Annotated in this window: 12 protein-coding genes; 7 read left to right on the forward strand and 5 right to left on the reverse strand. The window is 72.2% G+C overall.

Going from position 1 to position 13,152, the window contains the following annotated elements; translation table 11 throughout:
• Positions 1-64: 64 nt before the first annotated feature.
• From BLU20_RS10275 to BLU20_RS10290, 4 genes are all read right to left on the reverse strand, one after another.
• Positions 65-1,480, reverse strand: a complete 1,416-nt coding sequence (locus tag BLU20_RS10275) for a bifunctional folylpolyglutamate synthase/dihydrofolate synthase (protein ID WP_029252530.1) — start codon at positions 1,478-1,480, stop codon at positions 65-67.
• Positions 1,477-4,815, reverse strand: a complete 3,339-nt coding sequence (gene ileS / locus BLU20_RS10280; protein ID WP_083372451.1) for an isoleucine--tRNA ligase — start codon at positions 4,813-4,815, stop codon at positions 1,477-1,479. The genes BLU20_RS10275 and ileS overlap by 4 nt, the downstream gene beginning before the upstream one ends.
• Positions 4,816-5,031: 216 nt before the next feature.
• The gene (locus tag BLU20_RS10285; RefSeq protein WP_029252528.1) at positions 5,032-5,232 is read right to left on the reverse strand and encodes a hypothetical protein; all 201 of its coding nucleotides are present in this window, start codon (positions 5,230-5,232) and stop codon (positions 5,032-5,034) included.
• A gap of 254 nt (positions 5,233-5,486) precedes the next feature.
• Positions 5,487-7,112: a molybdopterin-dependent oxidoreductase gene (locus BLU20_RS10290; RefSeq protein WP_083372452.1), complete on the reverse strand. Its 1,626-nt coding sequence runs from the start codon at positions 7,110-7,112 to the stop codon at positions 5,487-5,489.
• Between the two features lie 121 nt (positions 7,113-7,233).
• Here BLU20_RS10290 and BLU20_RS10295 point away from each other — a divergent pair, with 121 nt between their 5' ends.
• From BLU20_RS10295 to BLU20_RS10310, 4 genes are all read left to right on the forward strand, one after another.
• Entirely contained in the window at positions 7,234-8,262 is a 1,029-nt protein-coding gene (locus BLU20_RS10295; RefSeq protein WP_083372453.1) for a glutathione S-transferase family protein, read from the forward strand.
• Positions 8,263-8,408: 146 nt separating this feature from the next.
• Positions 8,409-9,467 carry a putative F420-0 ABC transporter substrate-binding protein gene (locus BLU20_RS10300; RefSeq protein ID WP_083372454.1) on the forward strand — a complete coding sequence of 353 codons (1,059 nt, stop codon included), beginning with the start codon at positions 8,409-8,411 and terminating at the stop codon, positions 9,465-9,467.
• A gap of 10 nt (positions 9,468-9,477) precedes the next feature.
• Entirely contained in the window at positions 9,478-10,563 is a 1,086-nt protein-coding gene (locus BLU20_RS10305) for a putative F420-0 ABC transporter permease subunit (RefSeq protein WP_083372455.1), read from the forward strand.
• Positions 10,560-11,336, forward strand: coding sequence for an ATP-binding cassette domain-containing protein (locus BLU20_RS10310; protein WP_083372456.1), 777 nt, complete (start codon positions 10,560-10,562; stop codon positions 11,334-11,336). The genes BLU20_RS10305 and BLU20_RS10310 overlap by 4 nt, the downstream gene beginning before the upstream one ends.
• A 3-nt stretch (positions 11,337-11,339) precedes the next feature.
• Here the strand turns inward: BLU20_RS10310 and BLU20_RS13795 are convergent, their stop codons facing one another.
• Positions 11,340-11,816: an anthrone oxygenase family protein gene (locus tag BLU20_RS13795; protein ID WP_029252522.1), complete on the reverse strand. Its 477-nt coding sequence runs from the start codon at positions 11,814-11,816 to the stop codon at positions 11,340-11,342.
• 76 nt (positions 11,817-11,892) lie between these two features.
• Here BLU20_RS13795 and BLU20_RS14310 point away from each other — a divergent pair, with 76 nt between their 5' ends.
• From BLU20_RS14310 to BLU20_RS10325, 3 genes are read left to right on the forward strand one after another with little or no spacing between them, the layout of a single operon-like run.
• Entirely contained in the window at positions 11,893-12,021 is a 129-nt protein-coding gene (locus tag BLU20_RS14310) for a hypothetical protein (protein ID WP_269457193.1), read from the forward strand.
• Positions 12,018-12,518 carry a GNAT family N-acetyltransferase gene (locus tag BLU20_RS10320; protein WP_029252521.1) on the forward strand — a complete coding sequence of 167 codons (501 nt, stop codon included), beginning with the start codon at positions 12,018-12,020 and terminating at the stop codon, positions 12,516-12,518. The genes BLU20_RS14310 and BLU20_RS10320 overlap by 4 nt, the downstream gene beginning before the upstream one ends.
• Before the next feature lie 43 nt (positions 12,519-12,561).
• A complete protein-coding gene (locus BLU20_RS10325; protein ID WP_083372458.1) occupies positions 12,562-13,149 on the forward strand; it encodes an HhH-GPD-type base excision DNA repair protein in 588 nt (195 codons plus the stop codon).
• Positions 13,150-13,152 lie beyond the last annotated feature (3 nt).

Raw genomic sequence — 13,152 nt, forward strand, 5'->3', positions numbered from 1 at the left:
ACACCTCCCCGGCCGGGTCGGCGAGGGCGGGCGCCGCCGACCCGGCCGGGCGAAGGTCTCGCTCCTATCGTCGGCGCAGCAAGGCCCGCGCGTCCGCGGCGGTGATGACCGACCCGGTCACCAGCACCCCCGTCCCGGTGCCGACGCCGACCGTGTCCTCGGCCTCTGCCAGGTCCGCGGCCCGCGCCACGGCATCGCCCAGCTGCTCGACGACGTGCACGCGGTCCTCGCCGAAGACCTCGCGCGCGGTGTCGGCCAGGTCCAGCGGGTCGGCGGAGCGGTCGGCACTGTTGCTCGTGACGACGATCTCGGCAAGATGCGGCTCGAGCACGGCCAGGAGGGCCTCCGCGTCCTTGTCCGCCATGACCGCGACGACGCCGACGAGGTGCGTGAACGCGAACGACTCCTCGAGGGCGGCGACGAGCGCCTCGGCACCCGCCGGGTTGTGGGCGGCGTCGACGAGGACCGTCGGGCTTGAGCGGAGGACCTCGAGGCGCCCGGGAGACGTCACGTCGGCGAACGCGGCCTCGACGACCTCCCCGCCGAGCGCGCGACCACCGAGGAACGCCTCGACCGAGGCGAGCGCCAGGAGCGCGTTGTGCGCCTGGTGCGCGCCGAGCACGGGAAGGAAGATCTCCGTGTAGAGGCCCGCCGGTGTCCGCAGGTTCAGCAGCTGCCCGCCGACGGCCGGGGTGCGGCCGGCGACCTCGAGGTCGACGCCGTCGCGCAGGACACGGGCATTGCGCTCGGCCGCGGTCTCGAGGATGACGAGCTCGGCCACCTGCTCCTGCTCCCCCACGATCACCGTCGCGCCGTCGACGATGATGCCCGCCTTGTTCTCGGCGATCTCGGGCAGCGTGTGACCCAGCCACCGCTCGTGGTCGAAGGCGACAGGGGTGATGACCGCGACCTCGCCGTCGACGACGTTGGTGGAGTCCCAGGTCCCGCCCATGCCGACCTCCACGACGGCGACGTCGACCGGGGCGTCGGCGAAGGCGGCGAAGGCCATGACGGTCAGCACCTCGAAGAAGCTCAGGCGCGGGCCCCCGGACTCCTCCGACTCGCGGTCCACGACCCCGACGTAGGGCGCGACGTCCTCCCAGACCGCGACGAATTCACCCGCCGTGAGCGACTCGCCGTCGACCGCGATCCGCTCGGTGACGCTGGTCAGGTGCGGGCTGGTGAAGCGCCCGGTCCGCAGGCCGTGCTCGCGCACGAGCCGCTCGACCATGCGCGCCGTCGACGTCTTGCCGTTGGTCCCGGCGACGTGGATGGTCCGGTAGGCCTTCTGCGGGTCCCCGAGCAGCTCGAGCACGCGGGCGACCCGGTCGAGCGTCGGGTCGATGTCGTGCTCGGGCGCACGATCCATGATGTGCGCGTAGACCGTGGCCAGCGCCTCCTGGCTCGCGGCGTCCTCGGTCGCCTCCCGCTCCTTGCGCCGACGGTCTCGTGCATCGCGCTCGTTCTTGGACGGACTCATGCGCGCGCCACCTCCACGGTGATCGTGTCGGCCGTCCCCACCTGGACGGTGACGGCCAGCGTCTCGCGAGCGATCAGCTCACGGTGCTCCTCGACCGCGGCCACGTTCGCCTGCGGAACGCCGAGCGTCAGGACGATGCGGTCCGAGACGTCGAGGTCGGCGGACTTGCGTGCCTCCTGGACCTCGCGCACGACGTCGCGGGCGAAGCCCTCGGCGACGAGCCCCTCGTCGAGGGTCAGGTCCAGGACGACGAACCCGCCTCCGGGCAGGACGGCGGCCGCGACCTGCCCGTCGTCCCCGCCCCCGACCACGGTCGAGAGCTCGTACTCCGACGCGAGCAGCGGCACGTCGCCGGTCTCGGTGGTGACCACGACCTCGTCGCCGTCCGTGCGCCAGGAGCCGGACTTGGCGGCCTTGATCGCCGCCTGCACCCCGCGCCCGAGCCGCGGTCCGGCGGCACGGGCGTTGACGGCGAGCCGCTGGGTGATGCCGAACCGCTCGGACACGGTGTCCGTGAGCTCGACGACGTCGACCTCCTTGAGGTTCAGCTCCGCGGCGAGCAGGTCGACGTAGGGCGACAGTGCGCCCGGCTCGGCGACGGCAACGGTCAGACGGCGCAGGGGCTGACGCACCCGCTGCCGGTTCGCCTTGCGCAGCGAGAGGGTGTGGGAGACCACCGAGCGCACCTCGTCCATCGCCGCGACGAGCGCCTCGTCCGGGACGAGCGCCGCGTCGGTCGGGCCGGTTGCGCCGGTCGAGCCCGTCGAGCCCGTCGAGCCGGTCGCGTCGGTCGCGTCGGTCGAGCCCATCGAGCCGGTCGCGTCGGTCGAGCCCGTCGAGACCACGGGCCAGTCGGTCAGGTGGACCGAGCGCCCACCGGTCAGGCCCCGCCAGACCTCCTCGGCGGTCAGGGGCGCCAGCGGCGCCATGACGCGCGTGAGCACCTCGAGAGAGGTCGCGAGCGTGTCGAAGGCGTCGTGATCCTCGGACCAGAAACGGTCCCGCTGCGTCCGGACGTACCAGTTCGTCAGGACGTCCAGGTGGACGCGGACGCTCTCGCACGCCCCGGCGATGTCGTAGGAGTCGAGCTGCTCGGTGACGCGGGCGACCAGCTCGGACGTCTTGGCGAGGAGGTAGCGGTCGAGCGCCGGGAGCCCGGCCACGCGGTCCGCCGTCACGGGCTGCGCCACGTAGCCCGCTCCGTCGTGCGCCTTGTTGGCGTAGAGGGTGTGGAAGTAGTACGTGCTCCACAGGGGCAGGAGGACCTGCCGCACCGAGTCGCGGATCCCCTCCTCGGTCACGACGAGGTTGCCGCCGCGCAGGATCGGCGAGCTCATGAGGAACCAGCGCATCGCGTCGGCCCCGTCCCGGTCGAGCACCTCGGTGACGTCCGGGTAGTTGCGCAGCGACTTGCTCATCTTGCGCCCGTCGGAGCCGAGCACGATCCCGTGCGAGACGGCCGAGCTGAACGCGGGACGGTCGAAGAGCGCCGTCGACAGGACGTGCAGCAGGTAGAACCAGCCACGCGTCTGGCCGATGTACTCGACGATGAAGTCGCCCGGGAAGTGGTGCTCGAACCAGTCGGCGTTCTCGAACGGGTAGTGCACCTGGGCGAACGGCATCGACCCGGAGTCGAACCAGACGTCGAGGACGTCGGGGATCCGGCGCATCGTGGACCGCCCGGTCGGGTCGTCCGGGTTCGGGCGGGTGAGGTCGTCGATGTACGGACGGTGCAGGTCGGGCTCACCGTCGGCGTTCAGCGGGAGCCGGCCGAAGTCCGCCTCGAGCTCCGCGAGAGACCCGTAGACGTCCGTGCGCGGATAGTTGTCGTCGTCGCTGACCCAGACCGGGATCGGTGTGCCCCAGTAGCGGTTGCGGCTGATCGACCAGTCGCGCGCGCCCTCGAGCCACTTGCCGAACTGGCCGTCCTTGATGTGCTCGGGGGTCCAGTCGATCTGCTGGTTGAGCTCGACCATGCGGTCCCGGAACTCGGTGACCCGCACGAACCAGCTGGAGACGGCCTTGTAGATCAGCGGGTTCCGGCACCGCCAGCAGTGCGGGTAGGAGTGCTCGTAGGTCTCGTGCCGCAGGACGACGGCACGCCGTGCCTCGTCCACGCGTGCGAGCGGACCCGTCCCTGCCTTGAGGTCCTTGATGATCGTGGGGTTCGCGTCGAAGACCTGCTCGCCCGCGTAGTCCGCGACGGCGTTCGTGAACCGACCCCGCCCGTCGACGGTGAGGACCGCCTCGATGCCGGCGACCGAGCACACGGCCATGTCGTCCTCGCCGAAGGCCGGGGCGAGGTGCACCAGCCCGGTGCCGTCCTCGGTCGAGACGAAGTCCGCGACCAGGACACGGTGCGCGTTCTCGTGGCCCGCGAAGTAGTCGAACGGCGGGGTGTAGGACGCCCCGGCGAAGTCGCTTCCGGTCATGATCGAGAGCACCGTGGGGTCCTCCCCCAGCTCCTTCGCGTACGCCGCGAGTCGCGAGACGCCGACGACGACGCGCTCCCCCTCGAGGGAGGAGCCCTCGCCCGGCTGGACGACGACGTACTCGATGTCCGGCCCGACGGCGATCGCCAGGTTGGACGGCAGCGTCCACGGCGTGGTGGTCCAGATCAGGGCGAGGGCGCCCGAGGCCGGGCCCGCGTCGTCGGACAGCCGCACGCCGACCGTGAGCGCCGGGTCCTGCCGCGACTGGTAGACGTCGTCGTCCATCCGCAGCTCGTGGTTGGACAGCGGGGTCTCGTCGCGCCAGCAGTACGGCAGCACGCGGTAGCCCTCGTACGCGAGGCCCTTGGTGTGCAGGGTCTTGAACGCCCACAGCACAGACTCCATGAACGTCACGTCGAGCGTCTTGTAGTCGTTCTCGAAGTCGACCCAGCGCGCCTGGCGGGTGACGTACTGCTCCCACTCGGCGGTGTAGGTCAGGACCGAGCTGCGGCACGCCTCGTTGAACGCACCGATCCCCATCGCCTCGATCTGCGACTTGTCGGTGATCCCGAGGATCCGCTCGGCCTCCAGCTCGGCCGGGAGACCGTGGGTATCCCACCCGAAACGTCGCTCGACGCGCTTGCCACGCATCGTCTTGAACCGCGGGACGACGTCCTTGGCGTAGCCGGTGAGCAGGTGTCCGTAGTGCGGCAGCCCGTTGGCGAACGGGGGCCCGTCGTAGAAGACGAACTCGTTGTCACCGTCCGTCCCGGCGTCCCGAGCCTCGACCGACGCACGGAACGTGTCGTCGTCCTTCCAGAACGCGAGGACGTCGCGCTCGATCCCGGGAAGGTCCGGGGAGGCGGGGACGTCCGACGACGGGCGGTGCAGCGGGTAGGCCATGGCTCAGGCTCCAAGTTCGAGTGGTCCGGGTCTCGCATCGAGGACGACTCGCCCGTCCGGGCGCTCCGCGGTACCACCTCGCTTGCCGACGCCACCCCGAAGGGGCACCACCGACCGCTCGAACGGCTGTGACGGGCCGACCCGTCCGGTTCTACTGGGGAGGGCTCGCGCCCTCCTGTTCTTCCGGAGGCTCACCGGTGATCGCCGGGTCGACGCCTATGCACCCATGGTAGCGCGGGCGCGCGCCCGCTGTCGTACGGATTCGCGCCGGGAGTAGGCCTCGATGTCGAGCGAGACGAGGTGCTCGATCGTGACGGCCCGGGCCACCGGGGCCGAGAGACGGACAGGACGGGGCCTGCGGGTCGGGGCCGCCGTGTCGCGGACGGAGACGTCGACGGGCGGGGCGAGCAGCGACATGTGAGATTCCTGGTGATGCGCAGTGACGGCGGACTGCAGACCGGGGACGCTGTGGGTCCTCGGCGATCACGGGCGCGCGTGTGCGCGTCTGCTCACCGACCGTGGATCCGAGCTGCGTCGGGCCGGCGAGCCGTCAACAACAGGTCGCGGCGACGGACGCGCGCACGACGAGAACCGCGGCAGCGCGGTGCGTCGGGGCGTCCAGAGGTGTCACGAGAAGAATTGTGCCGGGATCCGGGACCGATGGCAAGAGGTCACCGGACGTCGACCTCCACGGAGTGCCACCCCGTGGACCCGTCCGGGGCGGGAGGTGCGTACTGCTCCGTCTGGGTGTCCCCGTCCACGTTGGTCGCCCGCACCGTGAGGGTGTGCCCCCCGGGGGTGGCGTCCCACCGGAAGACCCACTGCCGCCAGGTGTCGGCCGAGGCCGTCTCGGCGAGCTCTGCCTCCACCCACGCACCGTCGTCGACGCGCACCTCGACCTTCTCGATCCCCGTGTGCTGGTCCCAGGCCATCCCGGCGACCGCGACGGTTCCCGCGTCGACGGTGGTGTTGCTGCGCGGGGTGTCGATCCGGCTCGACATCTTGATCGGCCCCCGGGCGGTCCACCCCCGGGTGGTCCAGTACGCGACGTCCTCGGCGAACGTCGTCACCTTGAGCTCGGTGACCCACTTGGTCGCGGAGACGTAGCCGTAGAGCCCGGGCACGACGAGTCGCGCGGGAAAGCCGTGCTCCAGCGGTAGCGGCTCGCCGTTCATGCCGACGGCGAGCAGGCTCGCGCGGTTCTCGTCCTGGAGCACGTCCAGCGGGGTGCTGGCCGTCCACCCGTCCTCGGACCGCGACAGGACCATGTCCGCGCCGGCCTGGGGCTTTGCGCGGGCGAGCAGCTCCCGGAGCGGGTAGCCGAGCCAGAGCGCGTTGCCGACGAGGTCACCGCCGACGTCGTTGGAGACGCACGCGAGCGTCGCGTGGTGCTCCTCGAGCGGGAGGGCGAGGAGGTCCGCCATCGTGAGCTCGAACGGCTCGTCGACCATGCCGACGACGCGCAACGACCAGTTGTCGGGGTCGACCTGCGGCACGCGAAGCGCGGTGTCGATGCGGTAGTACTCCTCGTTCGGCGTGATGTACGGGTCGAGGCCGTCGATACCGAGCTCGGCACCCGTCGGCACGGGGTCGGCCGGGACGGCGGGGATCGGGAGGCGCAGGGTGGTCCTGGCCTGCTCGACCACCCGGGTGGTCGCCGACAACGCGCGGGCCCCCACGGCGAGCAGCACGGCGGACGCCCCCGCGACCCCGGTGTAGGTCAGGAACCGTCGGCGGTCGAGCTCCGCACGCCGACGCGCAGCGGTCAGCGGCGTCTCGACCTCCGGGGACTCGACGTGCTCCCACTCCGCGAGGCGGCGGATCGACGCACGGAGCACGCCGGCCCCGGCCAGTCCGCCGATGACCGACGGCGCGGACCAGAAGATCGTGGACCCGGGGCGGAGCACGGCCACGACCGCCGCCACGGCGGCGACGAGGAGGACGAGCGCCGCACCCCACGTGTCGCGGCGGCGTTCGAGCACGCCCGCGAGGGCGGCGCCGACCAGCATGAAGACGCCCATGAAGACGAAGAGCGCCACCTTGTCCGCGGTGCCGAACGTCTCGATGGCCCAGTCCTTGAGCCATGCCGGCGTCGCGTCGACGACGGCCGCTCCGGCCGCCGCCACCGGGCTCGACCGCGGAGAGACGAGCACGGCAAGAACCTCGGCGACGGCGAGGCCGGCGCCGGCGCCGACGACGCCGGCCAGCGCTGCCCACCACCGGGCACCCCAGACCTGCCCGGAAGGCTCGTCAGGACGCGGTGCAGCGGGGCGCGGGGCGCTGGTGGCCGTGGTCATGTACCTAGCGTCGCACCCCGTCCTGTGCCGCGAGGGCCTCGAGGCGGCAGGACCGGGAACCGTCATCCGTTTGTCAGGTCCCCGTCCGGCCGAGGATGCGGCCGACAGATATGGTTGAACGATGAACGATTCTGTCGCAGGGAACGACCGTCCGGAGCACTCCCAGGGCGGCACGTACACCGTCGAGGGCCAGGAGTTCGTCCGCGACCAGCGGTACATCCCCACCCGGATCACGCGCGACGCCGTCGACGGCTTCCCCGTCGAGCCCGGCCGGTACCGACTGGTCGCGGCCCGGGCGTGCCCCTGGGCCAACCGCTCGATCATCGTCCGCCGCCTGCTCGGACTCGAGGACGTCATCAGTCTGGGCACGCCCGGCCCGACGCACGACGAGCGCAGCTGGACATTCGACCTCGACCCCGACGGCCGTGATCCCGTGCTCGGCATCGAGCGCCTCCAGGAGGCCTACTTCGCGCGCGACCCCGAGTACCCGCGCGGCATCACGGTCCCCGCCCTCGTCGACACGCAGGACGGCGCGGTCGTGACCAACGACTTCGCGCAGATGACGCTCGACCTGTCGACCGAGTGGGCCGAGTTCCACCGGCCCGGCGCGCCGCAGCTGATCCCGCAGGATCCGACGGAGCGCGCCGAGATGGACGCCGTCATGCAGGAGGTCTACACCGAGGTCAACAACGGGGTGTACCGCTGCGGGTTCGCCGGCTCCCAGGAGGCCTACGACGAGGCCTATGCCCGGCTGTTCACGGCGCTCGACCGCCTCGAGGACCAGCTCTCCGGGCGCAGGTTCCTCATGGGCGAGAGAATCACGGAGGCGGACGTGCGCCTGTTCACGACGCTCGTCCGGTTCGACGCCGTCTACCACGGCCACTTCAAGTGCAACCGGAACAAGCTCACCGAGATGCCCGCTCTCTGGGGCTACGCTCGCGACCTCTTCCAGACCCCCGGGTTCGGCGACACCGTCGACTTCGGCCAGATCAAGGAGCACTACTACCGGGTGCACACGGACATCAACCCGACCGGGATCGTGCCCGCCGGTCCCGACCTCACGGGCTGGACGACGGCGCACGGCCGGGAGTCGTTCGGCGGCGACCCCTGGGGCGGAGGCACCCCGCCGGAGCCCGTGTCCGCACGCTAGGGTGGGACACGGATCCCGGGCACCGTTCTCGCCCGGAACGGCGGACGCACCCCTTTGCGCCGCAGGTCCTCGGCACCGGATGGCGTGCCACGCTCCCTGATCGCTGACCCCGCACGCCCGCGGGCCACCACTCTGGAGACGCCACCGTGCGCCATGTCCGTCCTCGTACCCCTGCCCGTCCTCGACGCGCCCGCCGTGCCGTCGCCGCACTGACGACTGCCACCGCGCTGCTCGGGCTCGGCGCGTGCGCCGACCCCGACCCCGGAGCCGGAGCCGGAGCCGGAACAGACCCAACCGGCGGCAGCACCTCCGCGGTCACGGACGGGTTCCCCGTCGACGTCGACAACTGCGGGTTCGACGTCACGATCCCCACCGAGCCGCAACGGGTCGTGACGATCAAGTCGTCGATGACCGAGCTCGCGCTCGCGCTCGGGGCCGGTGACCGGATCGTGGGGAGCGCCTTCCTGGACGGTCCGCTTCCCGACGAACTTGCCGCGGGCGCTCCCGAGACCGTGACCTCGCCGATGGCCGACCAGGCGCCCGGCGCCGAGGCGCTGCTCGCCCTCGAGCCGGACCTCGTCCTGGCCGGGTGGGAGTCGACGCTGACCGCCGAGGAGTCCGGCGACCGGGCAACTCTGGCGAGCCTCGACGTCGCGACGTACGTGGCACCGTCGGCCTGCAAGGAGAAGGAGTACCAGCCCGATCCCATGACCTTCGACCTGCTGTTCGACCAGATCGCCGAGGCCGGTGACGTGCTCGGCACGCCCGACGAGGCGGCCGCACTGGTCGACGAGCAGAGCGCGGAGCTCGACGCCGTCGTGCCGGACAAGCGCGGGCTGACCGCGGTCTGGTACTCCTCCGGCTCCGACGTACCCTACGTCGGCGCGGGCATCGGCACGCCGCAGATGATCATGTCGGCCGCCGGGCTGACCAACATCGCCGCGGACGTCCACGACACGTGGACCTCGATGGGCTGGGAGTCGATCGTCGAGCAGGACCCGGACGTCATCGTCCTCGTGGACGCCGCCTGGAACACCGCCGAGAGCAAGATCGAGGCGCTGGAGGCCAACCCCGCCACCGCCGAGCTCTCCGCCGTGCGCGAGGGTCGCTACGTGACGCTTCCGTTCGCGTCGACCGAGGCCGGGGTGCGGTCCGTCGACGCCGTCGCCTCGCTCGTCGAACAGCTCGGCTCCGTGACCGACTGAGGGCGGCTCCATGACCACGACGACACCCCGGACCCGGACGACGACGCGCGTGCCGGGCGAGGCCCCGCCCGCGGTCGCGCCGCGCCGCGGGCCGCGTGGAGTCGTCTGGATCCCTCTCGCCGCCGTGCTGCTCCTCGTGACCGTCGTCGCGGCCGTGACGATCGGACCCGCCGACGTCTCGGTCGGCGACGCCGCCGCGAGCGTCGCCGGGCACCTCGGGATAGGCGGGCTCGTCGAGGCCCCGTCGCGCCTGGTCGACGCGATGGTGTGGGAGCTGCGGATGCCGCGGGTCCTGACCGCCGCGTGCGTCGGCGCCGGTCTGGCGCTCTGCGGTGTCGTCATGCAGTCCCTGACGCGCAACCCGCTCGCCGACCCGTACCTGCTCGGCCTCTCGTCCGGCGCGTCGCTCGGGGCGGTGCTCGTCCTGCTCGTCGGCGTGAGCGTGCTCCTGCCCGTCGCGGCGTTCGTCGGTTCGACGGCCGCGCTCGTCGCCACCCTCCTCCTGGCCGGGGCGTCCGGCGGCGTCACGCCCGCCCGGACCGTTCTCGCCGGGCTCGCCGTCGGCCAGGCCGCGGCCGCCGCGACGTCGTTCGTGATCTTCACCTCCGCCCAGGGCGACTCCTACCGGGAGGTGCTCACCTGGCTGATGGGCTCGGTGGCCGGCTCCACGTGGACGGAGGTCGCGATCGCCGGGGGTGCAGTGCTGGTGCTCGGCGGGCTCCTCGGGAGCACCGGGAGCGTGCTCGACGCCTTCACCTACGGGGACACCGCCGCGGCGGCGCTCGGGGTGCACGTCGCCCGCACCCGCTGGACGATGCTGATCGGAGTTGCCGTCCTCACCGGCGCCCTCGTCGCCGTCTCCGGCGCGATCGGCTTCGTCGGGCTGATCCTCCCGCACGCCGTCCGGTTCCTCACCGGCGCCCGCCACCGGCTCCTCCTCCCGCTCTCCGCGCTCTTCGGTGCCAGCTTCCTCGTCTGGTCGGACACCGCAGCACGGACGGTGGTCGCGCCGAGCGAGCTCCCCGTCGGAATCGTGACGGCCGCCATCGGGGCCCCGGTCTTCGCCCTCCTCCTCTGGCGCCGCAGGGCAGCATGAGCGGTCTTCGGATCGACCACGTCAGCTGGGGCGTGGGTCGACGACTCATCGTCGACGGCGTCGACTGCACCGCCCCCGCCGGCGCGGTCACCGGCCTGTGTGGACCGAACGGTTCGGGCAAGTCGAGCCTGCTGCGTCTCGTCGGTGCGATCCGCACGCCCGCCGCGGGCGTCGTCCGGTTCGGCGAGGACGACCTGACGACGATGCGTCGTCGCGACCGGGCCCGCACCCTCGCCCTCGTCGAGCAGGACGCGCACACCGACCTCCCCCTGCTCGTCGGCGACGCGGTCCTCCTGGGACGCACTCCCCACCGGGCACCGTTGGCGGGTCCGACGGACGCCGACCACGCGGTCGCCGCAGCCGCACTGGCCCGGGCTGGCGCGGCCGGGCTGGCCGACCGCGACGTCTCGACACTCTCCGGCGGAGAGCGCCAGCGCGTCCACATGGCCCGAGCCCTCGCCCAGTCGCCCGACCTGCTCCTGCTCGACGAGCCGACCAACCACCTCGACGTCGCCGCGCGGCTCGAGACGATGCGCCTGGTGCGGTCCCTGGCGGCAGGTGGGATCACGGTGCTCGCCGCCCTGCACGACCTCGACCTCGCGGCGTCGGCGTGCGATCACGTCGTGATGCTCGCCGAGGGCCGCGTCGTCACGGCCGGCCCTGTCGACGAGGTGCTGGTCCCCGACGTCGTCGAGAAGGTCTACGGCGTCCGCTGCGCGGTCCTGCGTCACCCGAGGACGGGCCGCCCGGTCCTCGCCTTCGACCTGGAGTAGCGGTCAGGCGACGAGCGAGACCACGAGCAGCACAGCTCCGGCTCCCGCCGCGGCGGCACGCAGGTCGTTCCAGGCCGTCCACCGCTGGGCATACTCGGGCCAGAACTCCGCGGCCTCGGCCGACTCCATCGAGCCGAGCCGTCGGTCGAGCGGAATCGTCTTCACCACCGACAGGACGAACACCGAGAGCGTGAGGACGGACCCCGCGAGCACCCACCACGGACTCGGCCCCCCGGCGTCGAGCGCGAGAACGAGCACGGGAGCGACGAGCGCGGCCACGGCTGTCGCTCCGAGGACGACGAGCAGCGGCCAGCGCGCCGACGTCCGGTTGACCGAACGCATCGCGATCGCCCCGCTCGCCGGCTTGAGTCGCAGGAAGGCGGGAATGACCACCGCCGACAGCGACACGTAGATCCCGGCGACCACCGCCGCTCCCACGGCGGCAAGGACGACGACGAACACGCTGAGGAACAGGTCCATGTGCTGAGGGTGGCAGGAACTTCTCCGCGATGCCGGGCGGCGCGCCAGCCCGGCGCCACGTGGATACGCTGGCGTCGTGACCGCGCCGACGCCGTACCCCCACCTGCCCGGGACCGCCCGCCGGGCACTGACCTTCTGGGCGGAGGTCTTCGGGTACAGCACCGAGACGCACACGCTCACCGGTTTCGAGAACTCGCGCCCGTGACGACCGTCCGCGGGGCCCATGTGCGGGACGCCGAGGGAATGGGTGCCGTCCACCACGCTTCCTGGCTCGAGACCTACGGCCCGCTCCTCCCCGACGACTTCTGGGCGACCCGCTCCGTCGCCGACCGGGTCGAGCTCTGGACCAGGCTGCTCTCGACACCAGATCCCGACCACCGGATCGCCGTCGCCGTCGACGGCGATCAGGTCGTCGGCATCGCCCTGTCGGCGGCGCCGCGGGTCGGGGCGCATGGCGCCGCACCGGCGGTCCGCGACCGGGAGCTCTCGACGCTCTACCTGCTCGCCGCCCACCACGGCACGGGGGTCGGGCGCTCCCTCCTGGAGTCCGTGCTCGACCCGTCGGAACCGGCACAGCTCTGGGTGGCCGAGCAGAACCCGCGCGCCGTCGCATTCTACCGACGCAACGGCTTCGTCCCCGACGGCGCCCGCAGCACGAACGAGCGGTTCGCGGGGCTCGCCGAGATCCGCCTCGTCCGATGACGCGTCGCGGGCCCCGACACGCGGCTCCTGCGAAGATGGATCCATGACCCTCTGGATGACCGGCGACCCCGACGCCGACGAGCTGCTCGACACCAACCCGTTCGCCCTCCTGGTCGGCATGCTGCTCGACCAGCAGTTCCCGATGGAGCAGGCGTTCGCCGGCCCGCAGAAGATCCGCGAGCGACTCGGGACCTTCGACGTCGCTTCCGTCGCGACGGCCGACCCCGAGGAGTTCGCGGCACTGTGCGCCACTCCTCCGGCCGTCCACCGCTACCCCGGGTCGATGGCGGCGCGGATCCAGTCGGTGGCCACGGTGATCCTCGACATGTACGGCGGCGACGTCACGCTCCTGTGGTCGGCCGCCGAGGGCGAGGACGCGCCGTCGGGCAAGGACGTGCTCCGGCGGCTCAAGGCGCTCCCGGGCTTCGGCGAGCAGAAGGCGAAGATCTTCCTCGCTCTGCTCGCGAAGCAGCGGGGCGTGACGCCCGCGGGTTGGCACGAGGCGGCGGGCTCCTACGGCGACGAGGGGTCGCGCCGGTCGATCGCCGACGTCACCGACCCCGGGTCGTTGCAGGAGGTCCGGGACTTCAAGAAGCAGCAGAAGGCGGCCGCCAAGGCGGCGAAGGGCTGATCG

Source organism: Paraoerskovia marina (assembly GCF_900105445.1).
GTDB classification, from domain to species: Bacteria; Actinomycetota; Actinomycetes; order Actinomycetales; family Cellulomonadaceae; genus Paraoerskovia; species Paraoerskovia marina.